General features: G+C 34.6%; 20 protein-coding genes. 6 read left to right on the forward strand and 14 right to left on the reverse strand.

From position 1 onward, the window contains the following. Positions 1-19: 19 nt before the first annotated feature. The 6 genes from PT603_RS10170 to PT603_RS10195 all read right to left on the reverse strand — a co-directional run bounded on the left by PT603_RS10170 (position 20) and on the right by PT603_RS10195 (position 4,539). A complete protein-coding gene (locus PT603_RS10170) occupies positions 20-316 on the reverse strand; it encodes a periplasmic protein (protein ID WP_008236826.1) in 297 nt (98 codons plus the stop codon). 190 nt (positions 317-506) lie between these two features. Then, complete coding sequence (locus PT603_RS10175) at positions 507-2,063, reverse strand: DUF4301 family protein (RefSeq protein ID WP_008236824.1); 1,557 nt, start codon at positions 2,061-2,063, stop codon at positions 507-509. Beyond that, positions 2,060-2,626: an AAA family ATPase gene (locus PT603_RS10180; RefSeq protein ID WP_008236822.1), complete on the reverse strand. Its 567-nt coding sequence runs from the start codon at positions 2,624-2,626 to the stop codon at positions 2,060-2,062. Before PT603_RS10180 ends, PT603_RS10175 begins: the two co-directional genes overlap by 4 nt. Next, positions 2,590-3,219, reverse strand: a complete 630-nt coding sequence (gene pnuC, locus PT603_RS10185) for a nicotinamide riboside transporter PnuC (RefSeq protein WP_008236820.1) — start codon at positions 3,217-3,219, stop codon at positions 2,590-2,592. Before pnuC ends, PT603_RS10180 begins: the two co-directional genes overlap by 37 nt. Next, positions 3,203-3,463 (reverse strand): thiamine-binding protein, encoded by a 261-nt coding sequence (locus tag PT603_RS10190; protein ID WP_008236818.1) that lies wholly within the window; start codon positions 3,461-3,463, stop codon positions 3,203-3,205. The genes pnuC and PT603_RS10190 overlap by 17 nt, the downstream gene beginning before the upstream one ends. 443 nt (positions 3,464-3,906) lie before the next feature. After that, positions 3,907-4,539 (reverse strand): 4'-phosphopantetheinyl transferase family protein, encoded by a 633-nt coding sequence (locus PT603_RS10195; RefSeq protein WP_008236816.1) that lies wholly within the window; start codon positions 4,537-4,539, stop codon positions 3,907-3,909. Between the two features lie 119 nt (positions 4,540-4,658). Here PT603_RS10195 and ahcY point away from each other — a divergent pair, with 119 nt between their 5' ends. Then, a complete protein-coding gene (ahcY, locus tag PT603_RS10200) occupies positions 4,659-5,975 on the forward strand; it encodes an adenosylhomocysteinase (protein WP_008236814.1) in 1,317 nt (438 codons plus the stop codon). Positions 5,976-6,269: 294 nt separating this feature from the next. On the opposite strand, the gene rpmA is transcribed toward ahcY, so the two are convergent. The 3 genes from rpmA to PT603_RS10215 all read right to left on the reverse strand — a co-directional run bounded on the left by rpmA (position 6,270) and on the right by PT603_RS10215 (position 7,594). Beyond that, positions 6,270-6,530, reverse strand: a complete 261-nt coding sequence (rpmA, locus tag PT603_RS10205) for a 50S ribosomal protein L27 (protein WP_008236813.1) — start codon at positions 6,528-6,530, stop codon at positions 6,270-6,272. Positions 6,531-6,556: 26 nt separating this feature from the next. Next, positions 6,557-7,042, reverse strand: a complete 486-nt coding sequence (rplU, locus tag PT603_RS10210) for a 50S ribosomal protein L21 (RefSeq protein ID WP_008236811.1) — start codon at positions 7,040-7,042, stop codon at positions 6,557-6,559. A 93-nt stretch (positions 7,043-7,135) separates the two neighbouring features. After that, positions 7,136-7,594 (reverse strand): DUF4199 domain-containing protein, encoded by a 459-nt coding sequence (locus tag PT603_RS10215; RefSeq protein WP_155805491.1) that lies wholly within the window; start codon positions 7,592-7,594, stop codon positions 7,136-7,138. A gap of 189 nt (positions 7,595-7,783) precedes the next feature. Here PT603_RS10215 and PT603_RS10220 point away from each other — a divergent pair, with 189 nt between their 5' ends. After that, a complete protein-coding gene (locus PT603_RS10220) occupies positions 7,784-9,109 on the forward strand; it encodes a M16 family metallopeptidase (RefSeq protein WP_040488509.1) in 1,326 nt (441 codons plus the stop codon). 22 nt (positions 9,110-9,131) lie between these two features. Beyond that, the gene (locus PT603_RS10225; RefSeq protein WP_008236804.1) at positions 9,132-11,207 is read left to right on the forward strand and encodes a M16 family metallopeptidase; all 2,076 of its coding nucleotides are present in this window, start codon (positions 9,132-9,134) and stop codon (positions 11,205-11,207) included. 34 nt (positions 11,208-11,241) lie between these two features. On the opposite strand, the gene PT603_RS10230 is transcribed toward PT603_RS10225, so the two are convergent. Then, positions 11,242-12,084, reverse strand: a complete 843-nt coding sequence (locus PT603_RS10230) for a DMT family transporter (RefSeq protein WP_444875140.1) — start codon at positions 12,082-12,084, stop codon at positions 11,242-11,244. Between the two features lie 129 nt (positions 12,085-12,213). Between PT603_RS10230 and PT603_RS10235 the strand changes: the two genes are divergently transcribed. Beyond that, positions 12,214-12,747, forward strand: coding sequence for a heavy-metal-associated domain-containing protein (locus PT603_RS10235; protein ID WP_008236802.1), 534 nt, complete (start codon positions 12,214-12,216; stop codon positions 12,745-12,747). A 52-nt stretch (positions 12,748-12,799) separates the two neighbouring features. On the opposite strand, the gene gldD is transcribed toward PT603_RS10235, so the two are convergent. The 4 genes from gldD to mutY form a co-directional block, all read right to left on the reverse strand. Next, the gene (gldD, locus tag PT603_RS10240) at positions 12,800-13,357 is read right to left on the reverse strand and encodes a gliding motility lipoprotein GldD (protein WP_008236801.1); all 558 of its coding nucleotides are present in this window, start codon (positions 13,355-13,357) and stop codon (positions 12,800-12,802) included. After that, positions 13,347-14,675 (reverse strand): gliding motility-associated protein GldE, encoded by a 1,329-nt coding sequence (locus tag PT603_RS10245; RefSeq protein ID WP_008236800.1) that lies wholly within the window; start codon positions 14,673-14,675, stop codon positions 13,347-13,349. The genes gldD and PT603_RS10245 overlap by 11 nt, the downstream gene beginning before the upstream one ends. A gap of 25 nt (positions 14,676-14,700) precedes the next feature. After that, complete coding sequence (locus tag PT603_RS10250; protein ID WP_008236799.1) at positions 14,701-15,159, reverse strand: single-stranded DNA-binding protein; 459 nt, start codon at positions 15,157-15,159, stop codon at positions 14,701-14,703. A 69-nt stretch (positions 15,160-15,228) separates the two neighbouring features. Next, positions 15,229-16,263, reverse strand: a complete 1,035-nt coding sequence (gene mutY, locus PT603_RS10255) for an A/G-specific adenine glycosylase (RefSeq protein ID WP_008236797.1) — start codon at positions 16,261-16,263, stop codon at positions 15,229-15,231. 129 nt (positions 16,264-16,392) lie between these two features. Between mutY and PT603_RS10260 the strand changes: the two genes are divergently transcribed. After that, entirely contained in the window at positions 16,393-16,683 is a 291-nt protein-coding gene (locus tag PT603_RS10260) for an HU family DNA-binding protein (RefSeq protein WP_008236792.1), read from the forward strand. Positions 16,684-16,948: 265 nt separating this feature from the next. Further along, positions 16,949-18,493, forward strand: coding sequence for an Rne/Rng family ribonuclease (locus PT603_RS10265; protein WP_008236789.1), 1,545 nt, complete (start codon positions 16,949-16,951; stop codon positions 18,491-18,493). Positions 18,494-18,572: the final 79 nt, after the last annotated feature.

Raw genomic sequence — 18,572 nt, forward strand, 5'->3', positions numbered from 1 at the left:
AACCAACCTAACCAAATCCTTATTTTTCAATCCAGTTTCCATTTTCATCTGAATATAATACTTTTTCAGACTGATCAATGGTAACTTCCAATTTGTATACTTTTTTATCATTTACATACGCCTTACCAAGAACTGCATTAGGATGATCTTTTTTTAATGCAGCTTGTACAGCTTCCGGCAATGCATCAGCAGCAATCTCTTTGAATTCATCCTGAATATTACTTTCAATAGCCACTTTCGGATATTGAACTGCTGAATTAGCATATGCTGTTAAACCTCCTACAACTAGTAACGATGCTAAAAATAACTTTTTCATAATTTAAATTTTTTAAGATTATAATTTGTTTTCAAGACAATAGATGAAAAGTACATGCCAAAATTTCCAGCAGACAAAACACAATTCACAATATTCTATTAATCAATTTTTTACATCAAAAAAAATACGGATTAAATAAATCCGTATCCGTATACTGTTGTGTATGAACTACACAATAGGTGTATATTTTTTATACATTTTTAGGTTGATGAGCAGGCTTCAATAAATCATTAATTGTCTTTACAGGGTTAAACGTAGTAAGTGGTACTTCTACAAAAATTGTATTCCAATGAGCCATAGCCCCATTCCACAATCCAGGCAACTCCAAGGCCTTAATGACATGTCCTTGATAATTTTTTCGAGTAATAAATGCCTGATTATAATTCACAAAATCTGGCAAATTATATTTCTCCCCTTTATAATTTTTAAGCCCACACACCATATCAACTGGATTAAAATGAGTAGCCTTCTTAAATATAGTTCTTTGCTCCTCATTTTCTAAATCCATTTGAGCAGATTCTACAATTTGAAGAGACCATCTTTCCTCTTCTTTTATCCAAAATGGCCCACCTCCAGGATCTCCCTCATTTTTAACCATTCCACAAACCCTAATTGGTCTGTCAAGCTTACGTCGAACATACTCTAGCATGTACTTTTTGGTATATTTATGCACCATTGTAGGAACAACTACATTCAATTCTTTTAAAAACTCCAATAGTTCAGGAAGTTCCTTCTTCTTTATAACCCCTGAATCAATTTGACTAACATATTTAAAAGATCGCTCTTGAAGCTCTAATAATTTACCAGCTAATATCTTTTTATAGTAGGCTATAGTAGGTTCATACCGACGCATCACTACATTATCTATATTTTGAATAAATACAATATCAGATTGCACTTCATTCAAATTTTCCAATAATGCACCATGCCCTGCTGGTCTAAAAAACAATTGCTGATTTTCGTCTCGGAATGGTATATTATCCGAAGTCACAGCAAGGGTATCTGTACGTTGTTTTTGAAAAGAATATTGAACTGAAAACTCCACAGCTGTTTTTTGAGAAATCTCCTTTTCTACATTATTAAATTTATGCTGAAATAATGTCAAATGTTCTTCTGCGATAGTAAAATGAAGGCGAGCCCTTTGCTGACTAACTGCATATAAAGCTGATTCATACAAATGTTCCTCAAAGGCAGTAATTATAGAATCGTAATATTGGTGAAATGGAAACAAACCCTTAGGAAGACTACTATAATTGAGAGCTCCCTTATCCAATAAGACATTTGCTAAATGCCATTTTTGCCAACTATCACTCAAAGAATTAAACTCAGGTAACTTTTCAGCAATATATCTCTCTACATTTTTATAAAACGGAAATTTTTCAAAACCTACATAAAACACTTGAAGTTCAGGAGCCATCATACGGTTTACATACGCATTAAAACTTTCCTCACTTGGCTTAAATTCCTTTAAAAAAGTAAACAACGATTGAAACATACGAGTAGCGGCTCCGGATGCCGGTACAAATTTAACGATATCCAATTCCTCTTTTTTCATTTCAAACCAAGAAACGCATCTTTCTTTTTCGATATCAGTAAGTACCATAATCCCATCATTTGTAGTTGCTGGAGCAGCCAATACCACTGGAGGGATTCCTTTCTGAAAAAAAGACAATTGAGACCTTAACATTTCTTCTGTAATTCCCTTTTGATTCAGTAATTCTATATCTTGTTTTAATAAATTCATCATTTTAAAACTAAAAGATTATTTATTGCCTCGACAGCAGTTTGTAAACGAGTCTTTTTATCTCCTTTAAGGACCAAATAAGGCCGATTATATTTATCTAATGCCCTTTTAAAATGCATAAACATTTCATCACGTTCTTGAGGTCGATCCCTTAAGTCATCTTTTTCCCAAGGCACATCTATATAGGTTAGAAAATACAAGTCATAGGTATTTTTGATAGCATATTTTTCAAGTAATGGATCACACATTCCTCCATAATAGGTCTCCGAATAAACCTTAGTTTCTAATAAATCGGTATCACAAATTAGGACCTTCGAGGCTTTCGTTGCTAACTTATTCTCCAACCTCATTTGTCCCTGGGCTATTGGGATAAGGTCATGTAACTCACATGTTTTTCTTTCTTCATTCCATTTATCCTGCAGATATTCACGTGCGTATTCCGGAACCCAAACAGTAGAATAATATCTTGCCAATTGTTCGGAGAGAGTTGTTTTACCTGTAGATTCAGGACCGAAAAGAACGACCTTAATTATACTTGATGATTGTTGTTTAAGAGTTTCTTCCATGCTAGATATCCATAAATGGCTATTATAGTGAATAATAAATACTGTAATGAGGTAAAGATAAGTCCTTTAAACCAATACAAAGGCACTGATATTAAATCACCTATAATCCAATAAATCCAGTTTTCTATTTTTTTTCTAGCCATAAGCCACATCCCTACAAAAAAGATCGCGGTTGTGATGGCATCTGTATAGGCAGTCCAATTATTCCATTTATCAAACCAATTATACACTACGTAGATAAAAATTAAAGTTGCGACAAAAAGAATCCAAGACCATTTCCATTCGCCAGAGGAAGTTTTTGTAATGGGGGTATAGTGGGTGGCATCTACCTTCCTTGTCCATATATACCAACCATAAATACTCATACTAAAATAGTATGCATTTATGATCATATCACCTAATAACCCATAGTGCCATAAAATATAAACGAAAACAGCAGTACTTATTATTCCGGTTGGGTATACCCATATATTATTCTTTTTCGCATACCATACACTTAGAAAACCAAACAGGACTCCTATAAGCTCTAGCACCACCAAATGAGTTGGCTGTCCCTGATACTGGTCAAAAATCCAATCAAAAATGTGGCTCATAATCATGTCGATCAGATTTAACAATCTTCATATAGAGAAGCCCCCTATCTACAAGCTCAAATGCCTCTTTAATTTCTCTAGTTAGCAAATTCATTACTACATCATATTCCCCATAAACCTGTGTACTCAATGGGTTTTCTAACACCGTTAAACCTGATGCTCTTAACTTTTTTATAAAATGTATAATACTAGGTTCAAAATCATTTTGTAATGGTGTAAGTGTAAGTTCAACAGATACTTTCATTTCATTTTCAATTTTAATTCTATATAGTTTTAAGCAATTCTAAAAAGATTTACCAAAGGAATTTAATTCCACAAAGTTTTATCAAAGAAGGAAGAGCCAACATTGGTTGTGTAATAAAACACTCTGGATTCCCTTCAGAAACCAAAGATAGGAAAAGTACCGCATCAGTAAAGGATGTATATTAGCTGTCGAATCCTAAAAACACCAAAATAAGAGTTCTATATATTTTTATCTTCTTCACTAATTCTCCCCTAACCCCATTTCGCACTAGTACTCCATTATCCATTAGGTTTATAAATTATATGGTGTTAAAGTGGCCTTAGAACTAACTTCTACATAATCTGTCAAATCAATTTAAGGATCAAAAATTAAGGTCAAAATTTAAATTTGTCTACTTTTAGCTTGGAGTTGACTTAGTGACAAGTTTCATAGATGCTGTGTGTCTAATCAATTTTCAACGCGTAACCACACATAAAACCTTCCATCTCTTCAAAATAAATTTCGTACGTAGTAACTTTTCCTTGATAAATTATATTTCCTAGAGTTCTGTAGGTTTCAACAAAAAAATCATGTATATCAATATGTTGCAAAAAACTTAATCCTGGGGTTGCATACATTTTATAGAGAGCCTCCTTGGCACACCAAACCATGGTTAATTTACGAACAATAGCCTCTTCGTGACCCAAGGTCTGATATGCTTCCAAAATAGTGAACTTATTTGCAATTCTCAAAATTTTGGGACGCATCATTTCTATATCAATTCCAACATTTTCTTGCCCAATAATAATAGAAGAAAACTGAAAAGAATGGGTAATAGAAATTTCTTTACCATCAATAAGGTGAGGTTTTCCATTCTCATCATAATATAAATCATATGGAGTATACCCCGCCAATTTCAATAATTGACGGATGCTCAGAAATCCCTTCTGATGTATATCCGATTTCATAGATTCAAGTCGTTTCAGACATTTTGGCGTGAGCGTCAGTCCTTTTTCGAGCTCTTCATATGATTCTTCAATCTTCCAAATCAATACTTTGGTATTAGGATTGACCGTTATAGTTTTATAAAGGGCCATACAATTCTGAAAGTTATTTGTACCTTTGCACTCTTACTTTGAACACAGAAGTATTGTAAAAAAAATCATTTGCAGCGATTAAAAATGCTGCAATTTCAAATGTAAAATAAAAAAATTATATGAGCACGAAAACCGTTCCTTACGTTGCCTACAAAGTTAAAGACATTTCTCTGGCTGAATGGGGAAGAAAAGAAATTGAATTGGCAGAAGCCGAAATGCCCGGTCTTATGTCTTTACGTGAAGAATATAAAGATCAACAACCTCTTAAAGGAGCTCGTATTGCTGGTTGCCTACACATGACTATACAAACCGCAGTTTTAATAGAAACACTTGTGGCTTTAGGTGCAGAAGTAACCTGGAGTTCATGTAATATTTTCTCAACTCAAGACCAAGCTGCTGCTGCTATTGCTGCTGCTGGAATTCCCGTATACGCGTGGAAAGGGATGAATGAAGAAGAATTTGACTGGTGCATTGAACAAACTCTCTTCTTTGGAGAAGATCGCAAGCCATTAAATATGATCTTAGATGACGGTGGCGATCTTACCAATATGGTTCTTGACAGATACCCTGAGTTGGCTACGGAGATCAAAGGTCTATCTGAAGAAACAACCACAGGGGTTCACCGTCTATATGAACGTGTTAAAAATGGGACACTACCAATGCCTGCTATTAACGTAAATGATTCCGTTACAAAATCAAAATTTGATAACAAATATGGTTGTCGTGAAAGTGCAGTTGATGCTATACGTCGAGCTACCGATGTAATGCTTGCAGGAAAACGAGTAATTGTATGCGGATATGGCGATGTTGGAAAAGGAACTGCAGCCTCATTCCGTGGAGCAGGATCTATTGTAACCGTTACTGAAATTGATCCAATTTGCGCTTTACAGGCTGCAATGGATGGTTTTGAAGTTAAAAAACTAGATACGGTCATTGAAAAAGCCGACATTGTAATTACAACTACAGGAAATAAAGACATAGTCGTAGGTCGCCATTTTGAAAAAATGAAAGACAAAACCATTGTGTGCAATATTGGTCATTTTGACAACGAAATTGACATGGCCTGGTTAAACAAAACATACGGTGATTCTAAAGTGGAAATTAAACCACAAGTAGACAAATACCGTATTGGAGGTAATGACATTATTATTTTGGCAGAAGGGCGTTTAGTAAACTTAGGTTGTGCTACTGGACACCCAAGTTTTGTCATGAGTAATTCTTTTACAAATCAAACTCTGGCACAAATAGAATTATGGAATTACGCAGATAAATATGAAAATGACGTCTATACACTTCCAAAACATTTAGATGAAAAAGTAGCACGTCTCCATTTAGAAAAAATTGGGGTAGAGCTGGAAGTACTAAATGAAGAACAAGCCAATTATATAGGTGTAACTGTGGAAGGCCCGTACAAACCTGATTATTACAGATACTAAGCGTAATATAGTATAAAAGCCCTTGCAAATGCAAGGGCTTTTTTAAAACACACAATAGCTACTTTAAATTTCCCCAAGCAGCCACTTATATACTAACTACGTTGAATAGTGAGTCTTACAAAACAACAAAACGTATGTTATTACTGCGTATGTTTTGTGTGATTTTAGGATTATGAAACAGCCATCAGCATTGTTTTTTTAGTAACATTCCGATAACGTTTCCAATAATATTCTTACTAAAAAAGCCTTCCCAAAATTGGGAAGGCTTTTTTAAAATTATAAAAGAACTATTTCCTAAGCCTCGAATGGTACTACAGAAACATAAGACTTATTGTCTCTCTTCTTTTCAAATTTTACAACACCATCTACTTTAGCGTGCAATGTATGGTCTTTACCCATATACACGTTTTCACCTGGATGGTGAGCGGTACCACGTTGACGAATAATAATATTACCGGCAATTGCAGCTTGACCGCCAAAAATCTTAACACCTAAACGTTTCGATTCTGATTCTCTACCGTTCTTGGAACTACCTACACCTTTCTTGTGTGCCATGACGTTTTATATTTTTACGGTTAGACTTAGCTTAACGCTTCTATTAATTCTGCTTTCTTCATTGAAGAGTATCCCTCAATGCCTTTTTCTTTAGCTATATCTCTCAACTCAGCTACAGTCAATTTACTCAAATCATCTGCAGGAGCTGCAACTTCAGCTTCTTTTTTAGCCTCTACTTTCTTTTCTGCTTTTTTAGCTCCAGAAGCTATAATATTCTCAACTAAAATTTCAGTAAGAGATTGACGGTGACCATTTTTCACCTTGTATCCTTTACGTCTTTTCTTTTTGAAAACAATTACTTTATCACCTTTAAGGTGCTTAACTACTTTTACTTCTACTGAAGCTCCAGTTATAGCTGGGGCGCCTATAGTAACTTCACCATTGTTGTCTAAAAGAAGTACATTGTCAAAAGAAACTTTCGACCCTTCCTCACTAGCCAAACGATGAACGAATACTTTCTGGTCTTTTGCAACTTTGAATTGCTGCCCTGCTATCTCTACAATTGCGTACATAGCGTATCGTTTAAAATTTAGTTAACTACTTCCTTACAGCTTATCGGTAAGGCGGGTGCAAATATACAGCTAAATACTTAAACTGCAAATGTTTTATTCCTTACTGCTAGTTTTTTTTAAATTCCAGCTGGGTTTAAACTTTTGCATAAATGTTAAAGTTAAAATTACTGTCGATGCCGCACCTTCAATCAATAGACCAAAAACAAGTACACCAGGACCTACTTTAAAATCACGCATCCATCCTCCCATTACTTTTTCAGGAAACTCTGGGTTTAGATGAAACATATAAATAGCCATGAAAACTGAAAAAATAATTGTTGCTAGAAAACCAGTATATAAACCTGTAACAAAACCATTATAATAAGTAAAGTTGTCACCAGATAGGGCTCGTTTCCTTTTAATAGACAAATATATTCCGAAAGCCATTATCACCCCATTAAACAGCCTAAGTGTAGTATTTTCATGCAAGTCAAATAACTTAACAATTAAAAAATAAGCTATCAAGCCAATGGCGGTTATTATTCCATACCGCATATGCACATTTGTTTTCATACCTATTGAATTGACTTATTAATACCCAATTAAATTACAAAAAAAATATTCTTCTCAAGCACACTTAATAAATAAATACTTTCATTAACAGCACTTTACGGCTGTATCGTCTTTTTATAAGATAAAAAGTGTAACTTTAAAGAACCACCACCTACATATATCTAAAGCAACTCAATAATTAAATCCATAATGAAACAATTTATTTTCTCAATGGCCACCATACTCTCAATTGGAAGTTCTTCTTTGGCACAAGAAGTGACATTTCAAGAGTATGAATTAGATAATGGCCTTCATGTCATTCTGCATCAAGACAATTCAGCACCAGTGGTAGCTACAGCTGTAATGTACCACGTTGGATCCAAGGATGAAGATCCAGGTCGTACAGGATTTGCTCACTTTTTCGAACACCTCCTTTTTGAAGGAACAAAGAATATCGAACGTGGAAAGTGGTTTGACATTGTTTCCGCTCAAGGAGGAACCAACAACGCAAACACCACTCAAGATCGCACATATTACTACGAGGTATTTCCCTCCAATAGTCTTGAATTAGGTCTATGGATGGAATCTGAACGCATGCTTCATCCTGTTATTAATCAAATAGGAGTAGATACTCAAAATGAAGTAGTAAAAGAAGAGAAAAGACAACGTATTGACAACGCTCCTTATGGAAAAATAATGTATCGTACTGGATTATATCCTCATCTATTTAAAAAGCACAATTATGGCAAATCAGTAATTGGCAGTATGGAAGATTTAGATGCCGCCAAATTAGAAGAATTCATTGCTTTCAATGACAAATTCTACAACCCAAACAATGCGGTTTTAGTGGTAGCAGGTGATATCAATGTAACCGAAACCAAAAAAATGATACAAGAATACTTTGGACCTATCCCTAATAAAGCTCCAAAATTCCAGCGTACCAAAATAGAAGAAGAACCTATTACAGAGGCTATTAAAGTAACGGAGTATGACAGCAATATACAAGTTCCTATGAAGGTATTGGTATACAGAACCCCTGACATGAAAGATAGAGACACCTATGTTCTTAACTACATCTCTACCTTACTTACTGGTGGAAAAAGCTCTCGTATGTATAAAAAAATGGTTGACGAAAAGAAAATGGCACTTCAGGTGATCGCTTTTGCTGACGCACTAGAAGACTATGGAACCTATATTATGGCAGCATTACCTATAGGCAACATCTCATTAGACGACCTCCAAACTGAAATGGATACTGAAATTGAGCGTATTCAAAACGAACTAATAACGGAAAAAGAATACCAAACAATTCGAAATAAGTTCGAGAATCAATTTGTAAATTCAAATTCAAGCATGGAAGGAATTGCCAATTCATTAGCTAATTACTACCTTTTCTATGGAGATACCAATCTCATTAATAAGGAAATTGAAATTTACCGCTCAATAACTAGAGAAGACATTCAAAGAGTTGCACGGAAATATCTAAATAAAAATCAACGTCTTGAAATGGATTACCTAAAACAATCTACTAAATAATTATTGTTTAAAAATAGAACACATGAAAATCAATATAACTATAATTTTTGCATGTTTGTTTGCGGCTACTCTAGCTAATGCTCAAATTGACCGCTCTCAAATGCCAAAACCAGGACCTACTCCTGTAATCAATTTAGGCACACCAGAAACATTCACTTTAGATAATGGCCTTACTGTCTTAATAGTAGAAAACCATAAATTACCCCGCATATCAATTAGTTTAACATTAGACAATTCTCCCGTTGCTGACGGTAACAAAGCAGGAATATCGTCCTTAACTTCATCACTAATGGGTAATGGCTCAAAAAACATTGCGAAGGATGCCTTTAATCAAGAAGTAGATTTTCTTGGCGCCAGCATTAACCTTTCCACTGAAGGAGGATATGCCCAATCTTTATCAAAATATTTTGAGCGAATTGCGCAACTTATGTCTGATGCAGCAATAAATCCCAATTTTACTCAAGAAGAATTAGACAAAGAGAAAGCAAAACTTATTGAGAACGTGAAATCAGGGGAAAGTAGTGCAGCTTCTGTAGCAAGCCGCGTACGAAATGTGCTTGCTTACGGAAAAAATCACCCCTATGGTGAATATATTACAGAACAAACTATTAACAATGTTTCCTTAAACGATATTAAATCTTATTACTCAGATTTCTTTACACCGGCAAATGCGTATATGGTAGTTTCAGGTGATGTAAAATCGAAGGATGTAAAAAAGATCATAAAGAAATATTTTGGTAGTTGGATCCCAGCCAAGCCCCCTGTATTCGGAATTCCTTCGGCTAATGATGTACAATTCACTCAAATCAATTTTGTAGACATGCCTAATGCAGTTCAATCGGAATTAGCCGTAATGAACATAATTGATTTAAAGATGGCCGATGAAGACTATCATGCTGCCCTTATAACAAATTATATTTTCGGAGGTGCATTTAGCAGTTATATTAATATGAACTTACGTGAAAAAAATGGTTACACCTATGGTGCTAGTTCGTCTACTTCTCAAAACAAATGGACACGAAGTACCTTCAGAGCTACCACTAAAGTGCGTAATGCTGTAACTGATAGTGCCGTAGTTGAAATTCTAAATGAAATGAAACGTATACGCACCGAGTTCGTTTCCGACGAAGATCTATCGAATGCTAAAGCCAAATATTTAGGAAACTTTATAATGGCCACCGAGAACCCTCAAACTATTGCCTCATATGCAATTAATGTTCGAACTCAAAACCTCCCTGCCGATTTCTATGAAAATTTTATCAGTAAAATAAATGCCGTAACCAAAGAAGATGTTCAACGCATAGCTAACAAGTATTTTAAGCTTAATAATGCGCGTATTGTTGTTGTAGGAAAAGGGAGTGAAGTATTGAATTCATTAGAAAACATTACCTATAACGATCGAAAAATTCCAGTTTTCTATTTTGATAAATATGGACAAAAAATAAACAGACCTTCATTTAACAAGCCTATTCCCGAAGGAGCATCAGCTCAAAATGTCCTTAAAGATTATATAGAAGCTATTGGAGGCGAGGCAACGTTATCCAAAATAAATTCAATCTATTTCACGGCGGACGCGGAAGTTCAAGGAATGAATTTAAGTTTAGAGACAAAAAAAACTGCTAAAAATCAATGGCTCCAGGAAGTTAAAATGATGGGGAACACCTTATCAAAACAAGTGTATAATAATGGTAAAGGATATGCCATAATGCAAGGTATGCGCATGGACCTAGAAGACAGCATGCTAAAAGCATTACAAGCAGAAGCCTATCTGTTTCCAGAAAAAAATTACTTAAAAAAAGAAAACCTAATACTTTCATCCATTGAAAGCATCAATGGAGAAGACGCCTTTGTTGTAAAAATATCAGATAATAAAACCAATTACTACAGTGTAAATAGTGGATTAAAAATTCAAGAAATAAACACCCAAGAAGTAAATGGACAAACAATCAGCAGTACCATATCATATAACGACTACAGAGCAGTTAATGGTATTTTAATTCCGTATACTATTTCTCAGAATATGGGACCCCAAACAATTACATTTACCGTAACGGATGTAAAGGTAAATACCGGAGTTTCCGATAGTGATTTTAACTAATCTCATTTCTGATGTTACCTATAAAAACACCTCTCTATTGAGGTGTTTTTTTATGCGTAAGAAACACTCCTAAAATAATAATTGCCCCTCCTAATAACTGCAAAAAATTTAAGGTCTCACCATCCATAACTCCCCATAAAACTGCTATGACAGTCATAGTATAGGTCACTGAAGATGCAAAAACTGGTGACGCAGACTGTATTAATTTATTAAATAAGATCAAAGCTATTCCAGTACCAAAAACAGCTAAAAGAGAAACATACAATAATGATAACTGTACATGTGTTTCTGAGAATTTAAGATCAAAAAAACCAGAAAAAAACAACAACACTAAAGCAGGAAATGCAACACTCACAAAATTCCCAACAGCAATACCTACCGCCGGAAGATGACGTAAATACCTATTCAAAATGTTAATATTAAATGCATAGCCAATAGAAGCAACAACAATAAATAAACTATACCAAAAATTTTGGCTAGGATTTAACTGCATACTTGTAAAAATCAAAATAAGCGTACCAAATAATCCTATAAAAACTCCTAGTAATTGACGTTTTGTAACTAACACTCCAAACATCAAAATCCCAGAAACAACTGTATTTAGAGGTGTTAATGAGTTAAGAATAGACGCGATTGAACTATCAATTTCTGATTGAGCCAAAGCAAATAAAAAAGGTGGCAAAAATGATCCTAAAAAACCTGAAAGAATGATCCACTTCCAATCAACCCTACCGATAGAAGCAATACGACGAAATCCAATGGTAAGTAAAAAAAAGGAAGCTACTACAATCCGTAATGCACCAACCTGAAGAGGTGTAAAACCAACTAAGGCCTTTTTTATTAGGATAAATGAACTTCCCCAAATTAAAGAGAGCACTAACAAGTAAACCCATTTTTTTACCATAATTGGTATTGAATTAATAGCATTACAAAAGTGTACATTTCTACCAGTTTTTTCATAAAAAAATGTATATTTTTGTCTATCAATATTATAACACTTTATAACATGAACATCAAAAATTTATTGATAGCAATTTTCACTGTAATTTTAGTCAGTGCTTGTCAACAAAAAGCTCCAGAAGTAAAAACTGTAGGAGGTTCTGAAGACATCATGGAACAACCTAATTTAGCAGCTAACTACCAGAAAGCAGAATTTACCATAGAAGGTATGACCTGTGCTATGGGATGTGCGGCTACCATTCAAAAAAATCTATCTAAAATTGAAGGGATTAAAAATGCAAAAGTGGACTTCGAATCAAAACTTGCCTATGTGGAATATGACCAAGACAAAGTAAACTTTGATTTAATTACTGAAACTGTTACAAAAACAGGATCAGGTGATATTTATTCGGTTACTGGTTTAAAAAAAGTAAACAACTCAACCCAACCTATATCTTGTGATAAGGACTGCTGTAAAAGTAAGACAGAGGCTGAAAAAGCAGAGTGCAAAGAAGCATGCTGTCAGAATAAAGAAATAGCGCATAAAGAAGGAGCATGCGAAAAGGATTGTAAAATGCCAGGATGTAGTCATAAGGCATAACATAGAAATTCATAAAAAAAGCCTCTTTACTTTACAAAGAGGCTTTTTTATTTTAATTCCATCGCAAACTTTCAATAATATGTCGCATATCATTTTTTAAATAGGTAGCCGCAGGTTGAATAGAGTCAGCATTTGGTTTGGTACGAAAATAAATTGCGCCAGTTAGAAAATGCTTTGTACTATCGGTCACATAAAATTGAGATTGCGAAGCTGCATCACCCCCAACTTCATAAAACATACCATACACACCTTGATCTTCATTCAAAAAAGGTTGTTCAACAATATTTGCCGCTTTTACTACATGTTCATAAGTCAAACGTTGAGCATCACCCAAAAGTAGATCGATGTTATTTTCAACTGGCTTATACGTTAAATATATTGTTGCTTTCATTTTAGGATACTCCAAGCGCATATCACAATTTTTATCCATACGAACCTTACTAAGATCGTTCTTTTCAAAAGTAAAACTACAATTAGTTTCAACACGACTGTATTCCGGTTTAGGATATTCCAACCTAAGCATAGCTTGTGGTTTAGGCAATGCATCATTCCCACATGAAACAAGCACCAATGCAAGAACCATCATAGCAAGTGTACTTCTATTTTTCATGAGGTAAAGTTACTTTTATTTGCTTTATTCTCCTCTTATCTAGAGCTTCTACAATAAACTGATATTTTTCAAAAATGACAACCTCTCCTCTTTTTGGAAAGTTTCCAGAAATTTCAAGAAGAAAACCTGCAATAGTTTCTGACTCACCTTTATGCTCTTCAAATATGTCTTTATCTTCAGTTTCAATAATTTTATAAAAATCTTTAAGTGCAGTTTTTCCTTCAAATACAAAGGTATGATCATCGATTTTCGAATAAATTAAATCCTCATCATCAAATTCATCACTAATATCTCCAACTATTTCTTCTATAATATCTTCCAAAGTTATCAAGCCAGATGTACCTCCATATTCATCCACCACAATAGCTAAATGATTCTTCATTTCTTGAAATTCTTTTAGCAAGTCATCCAATTTCTTGTTCTCTGGAACAAAGAATGGCTCTCTCTTTAGTGACACCCAATCAAATGTCTTCTTTGTAATATGAGGTAGAAGATCCTTTACATAAATAACTCCAGTAACGGTATCTAAATTGTCCTTATAAACTGGGACACGAGAATATCCATTCCTAATTATTTCCTCCAAAACTTCCGAAAAATCAAGTTCCTCATTAAGACCAAATATATCAATACGAGGGCGCATGACTTGACGAGTATCCGTATTGCCAAAAGACACTATTCCTCTCAATATCTTTTGTTCCTCTTGGGTTGTATCCTCTTCAGAGGTAAGATCAAGAGCATGTGATAATTGACCTACTGAAATATTCGATTTTTGCTTACCATACTTGTCATGCAAGAATAAATTCACACTTCGCATAGGCATGCTTAGTGGGGAAAATATTACATTCAAAAAATGTATTGGTTTAGCCATCATGTAAGCCAATTGTATCTTGTTCCTGTTCGCATAAATTTTAGGTAATATTTCACCGAAAAGTAGAATTAGAAATGCGACTAATATGACATTTAAAACAAAAGTTACATCCCATAGACCAAAAATAGTATACCCTATTTTAGGCAAAACATACGTACTCAAAGAAGCATAGATTAGAACAACTGCTATATTTACAAAATTATTAGCCACTAATAAGGTTGCTTGTAATTTCTTAGGGCGTTCCAGTAAACGGCCAATTATTCTACCAGATGGTGATTTCGCTTCTTCTGCAGCTTCCACCTCTGAATGTGATAGTGAAAACAAGGCTACTTCCGCTGCAGAGATAAGGGCAGAACAAATTAATAAAACAAAAAAAGTAATAAATTTAAGGACAGTTACACTATCTGTCGAAGTAAAAAAGTCAAATAAACTCGAGGGCTCAGGATCCAAAATTCAGGAATTGGTTAAACTTCAGTTAGAACGGCAAATCATCATCTTCATCAGAAATCTCTGTCGTAGTCGATCTCGATTGAGATGCTCCTGAAGGAGGCTGTTGAATTGGTTGCGATGACGCCATAGTATCTTGTTGTGCTTCTTTTCGTGTTGATAAAAACGTAAAATCTGTCACTTGTATTTCTGTGGTATAACGGGTATTCCCGTCTTCACCTTGGTATTGTCTAGTTTTCAGCCTACCTTCTACATATACCTTATCACCTTTTGATAGGTATTTTTCACATATTTCAGCGGCCTTATTGCGCACTACAATAGTATGCCACTCAGTATTGGTGACTCTCTCACCGGTAGTTCTGTTGGTATACACCTCATTAGTAGCTAAAGGAAAACGACCAATACAATTACCTCCTTCAAAATAGGTCATTTTAACATCGTCTCCTAAATGCCCAATAAGCATTACTTTATTTAAGGTTCCACTCATTTTTATGGATGTATTTTTTCAAATATACTAATTTTTTTAATCGATAATTACCTCTCCATTATTCCATATTTAGTAATCCAAAATTTCATCAATGAAATTTGCAATAAGTACAGGTACGGGATATGTATTTATATCTTGCATTGAAATAGCTTCCGGCAACTCGTACTGCAAAGGTACAACCCAAAAAGTTGTATATAAATGTTGATGTGATAATTTATGTATAATAGGAGAATCATTAAAAGAATATATCCTATCAACTGTAGGATATTCCTTCTGAACTTCCTTTAAAACATGGTTCATATCTACAGGACCATCAACTTCGTACAAAGGAAACTCATAAAGCCCTTGCCATATCCCTTTTGACAAGCGTTGCTTTAACAACGTATTCCCTTTCAAATCCTTTATTACCCAATAATGAAAATAACGATTTTTAATCTTACTCTTTCGAAGCTTTACAGGCAAGGTTGACACCTTTTTAGTCGATAAAGCAACACAATTTTCATTCAAAACACAAGTAGAACAATCTGGGTTCTGAGGTTTACATTGGATTGCTCCAAACTCCATTATTGCCTGATTATAGATACCAATATTCTTAACTTCCATCACTGAGGTTGCTAATTCTTTAAAACAAGAAACTCCTGCAGTAGTATTAATAGGTGTATCAACACCAAAATAACGTGCTAAAACCCTATACACATTGCCATCAACTACAGGACAAGGTTCATTATAACATATGGACGCAATTGCACTAGCCGTATAATCTCCTATCCCTTTTAATTCGAGAAGACCTATATAAGTATCTGGAAATACCCCCTCCATTTCATACGCCACTTTTTGAGCAGTTATATGAAGATTTCTAGCACGAGAATAGTATCCTAAACCTTGCCAAAGCTTCAACACATGTTCCAGGGGAGCATCAGCCAAATCTTTAACAGTAGGAAAGGCTTCCATGAAACGTTCAAAATAAGGCAAACCTTGCGCTACACGAGTCTGTTGAAGCATGATTTCAGACAACCAAATTGGGTACGGATTATTGGTATTTCGCCAAGGAAGGTCTCTTTTTTGTTGTAAATACCAATATATTAGCAACTTAGAAAAAGTCATTGTAAATTTGTAAAAGGCAAAAGTAATGCTTTATATAGTTAAATTTTAATCAATTAGCATGAAGTTATGTCTAATTAATTTTTATATTTGCAACCCCTAAATAACGTTTAGTTCTAAAATATAATAAAAATGACGAAAGCAGAAATTGTAGCAAAGATTTCAGAGAAATTAGGAATGGAAAAAGGTGATGTACAGGCAACTGTAGAATCATTCATGGATGAAGTAAAAAACTCTTTGGAAAGCGGAGACAACGTATATCTAAGAGGCTTTGGTAGCTTTATCATAAAGACCAGAGCTGAAAAAACAGGAAGAAACATTTCCAAAAACACTACCATCAAAATCCCTTCACACAACATTCCGGCATTTAAACCTGCCAAAGTATTTGTAGAAGGCGTTAAAAGTAACGTAGAAGTTAAATAACTCATTTATTAATTATAAACATATACACTATGCCAAGTGGTAAAAAAAGAAAAAGACATAAGGTAGCCACGCACAAGCGTAAAAAAAGAGCAAGAGCTAACCGTCATAAAAAGAAAAAGTAGTTTTCTAACTACTTTTTCTTTTTGAGAAACACACGTTCATTGAAAAAAGAAACTCATAAGAGTTTCGTCTAGGTGAAACACCTGTGAAAAATATTGTTTAATCCATTTATTCGCCTTGGCGGGTAGATACAAATTCATTCAGAGTGAATAAAGAGTTAATTATTAGAGCCGGTTCCTCTGACGTAGATTTTGCCTTATTAAAGGATGGAAAACTAATAGAATTACACAAAGAAGAAGATAGTAGCGATTTTTCTGTCGGCGACATTATGCTGGCAAAAATACGTAAACCCGTACAAGGGCTTAATGCTGCTTTTGTAGATGTAGGTTATGAAAAAGATGCTTTTTTGCATTACCATGACCTAGGTCCAAAACTTCCCACTTTGCTGAAATTCATTAAACGTGTAAGCACAGGTAAACTAAAAGATTTTACGTTAAAAGATTTCCCATTTGAGCCAGAAATAGATAAGGATGGTAGCATCATGGATGCGGTTAAAGCCAATCAATCTATTTTAGTACAAATCGTGAAAGAGCCTATTTCCACCAAAGGTCCCCGCATAAGCTCCGAGCTATCTATTGCAGGTCGCTATTTGGTGTTGGTCCCTTTTTCTGATCGTATTTCTATTTCACAAAAAATTGAGAGTAGAGATGAAAAAGACCGATTGAAAAGACTTGTACAGAGTATTAGACCCAAAGGGTTTGGTGTAATTGTACGCACGGTAGCCGAAGGCAAAAAAGTTGCTGAACTGGACAAAGATTTACAAAACCTTGTAAATCGATGGACACTCATGTGTAAAAAAATCTATAAAGCGGAGCATCCCTCAAAAGTATTAAGCGAAATGAATCGTGCAGCCTCTATTCTTAGAGACATCTTTAACGATACATTTACCGGAATACATATTGATGATGAAACACTTTATTTACAAGTAAAAGATTACGTGCATGAAATTGCACCTGAGAAAGAATCTATCGTAAAATTGTATCAATCTTCAATCCCCATTTTTGAAAAATTCGGAATTGAACGTCAAATAAAAACATCCTTTGGCCGTACAGTATCCATGAGTAAAGGAGCTTATCTAGTAGTAGAACATACAGAAGCCCTTCATGTCATAGATGTAAACAGTGGTAACCGCTCTAACAAAGCTAAAACCCAAGAAGATACAGCACTGGAAGTTAACCTCATCGCAGCCACCGAAATTGCTAGACAATTACGTCTTCGTGATATGGGTGGTATAATTGTAGTCGATTTTATCGATATGAATGATGTGGAAAACAGAAAAACCCTATTTGACCATCTTCGTGATGAAATGAAAGAGGATAGAGCCAAACACAAAATACTGCCTCCCAGCAAGTTTGGACTGATACAAATTACGAGACAACGCGTAAGACCGGAACGAAATATCAATACAAGGGAAGAAAACCCTAATGGCACAGGAGAAGTTGATGCTCCAATTGTAATTATTGATAAAATTACTTCCGATCTTGAAAAAATTATTCAAAACAAGCAATTCACCAACGGTATTATACTTAATGCCCATCCGTTTATTGCTGCATATCTTACAAAAGGATTTCCATCCGTGCGTTCCAAATGGTTTTTGGAACACAAAAAATGGGTTAAAATCTTACCAAGAGATGCTTACACGTACCTGGAATACCGCTTTAAAGACAAAAGCGGAACCTTATTACAATAATAAAAAACCACGCTTTGGGCGTGGTTTTTTTATTTAAGAATAGTACATTTAAGGTAAACCTCTATTTTTGCTTCTTTAC

This window comes from Imtechella halotolerans (assembly GCF_028743515.2).
GTDB lineage: Bacteria > Bacteroidota > Bacteroidia > Flavobacteriales > Flavobacteriaceae > Imtechella > Imtechella halotolerans.

Excerpts from the sequence above, each read along its gene's own strand:
- rplU (WP_008236811.1), bottom strand. The coding sequence starts at position 7,042 with ATGTACGCAATTGTAGAGATAGCAGGGCAGCAATTCAAAGTTGCAAAA.
- PT603_RS10195 (WP_008236816.1), bottom strand. The coding sequence starts at position 4,539 with ATGGCCCTTTATAAAACTATAACGGTCAATCCTAATACCAAAGTATTG.
- PT603_RS10215 (WP_155805491.1), bottom strand. The coding sequence starts at position 7,594 with ATGAAAACAAATGTGCATATGCGGTATGGAATAATAACCGCCATTGGC.
- PT603_RS10170 (WP_008236826.1), bottom strand. The coding sequence starts at position 316 with ATGAAAAAGTTATTTTTAGCATCGTTACTAGTTGTAGGAGGTTTAACA.
- ahcY (WP_008236814.1), top strand. The coding sequence starts at position 4,659 with ATGAGCACGAAAACCGTTCCTTACGTTGCCTACAAAGTTAAAGACATT.
- pnuC (WP_008236820.1), bottom strand. The coding sequence starts at position 3,219 with ATGAGCCACATTTTTGATTGGATTTTTGACCAGTATCAGGGACAGCCA.
- rpmA (WP_008236813.1), bottom strand. The coding sequence starts at position 6,530 with ATGGCACACAAGAAAGGTGTAGGTAGTTCCAAGAACGGTAGAGAATCA.
- PT603_RS10180 (WP_008236822.1), bottom strand. The coding sequence starts at position 2,626 with ATGGAAGAAACTCTTAAACAACAATCATCAAGTATAATTAAGGTCGTT.
- mutY (WP_008236797.1), bottom strand. The coding sequence starts at position 16,263 with ATGACTTTTTCTAAGTTGCTAATATATTGGTATTTACAACAAAAAAGA.
- PT603_RS10175 (WP_008236824.1), bottom strand. The coding sequence starts at position 2,063 with ATGATGAATTTATTAAAACAAGATATAGAATTACTGAATCAAAAGGGA.
- PT603_RS10225 (WP_008236804.1), top strand. The coding sequence starts at position 9,132 with ATGAAAATCAATATAACTATAATTTTTGCATGTTTGTTTGCGGCTACT.
- PT603_RS10250 (WP_008236799.1), bottom strand. The coding sequence starts at position 15,159 with ATGAGTGGAACCTTAAATAAAGTAATGCTTATTGGGCATTTAGGAGAC.
- gldD (WP_008236801.1), bottom strand. The coding sequence starts at position 13,357 with ATGAAAAATAGAAGTACACTTGCTATGATGGTTCTTGCATTGGTGCTT.
- PT603_RS10235 (WP_008236802.1), top strand. The coding sequence starts at position 12,214 with ATGAACATCAAAAATTTATTGATAGCAATTTTCACTGTAATTTTAGTC.
- PT603_RS10190 (WP_008236818.1), bottom strand. The coding sequence starts at position 3,463 with ATGAAAGTATCTGTTGAACTTACACTTACACCATTACAAAATGATTTT.
- PT603_RS10260 (WP_008236792.1), top strand. The coding sequence starts at position 16,393 with ATGACGAAAGCAGAAATTGTAGCAAAGATTTCAGAGAAATTAGGAATG.
- PT603_RS10220 (WP_040488509.1), top strand. The coding sequence starts at position 7,784 with ATGAAACAATTTATTTTCTCAATGGCCACCATACTCTCAATTGGAAGT.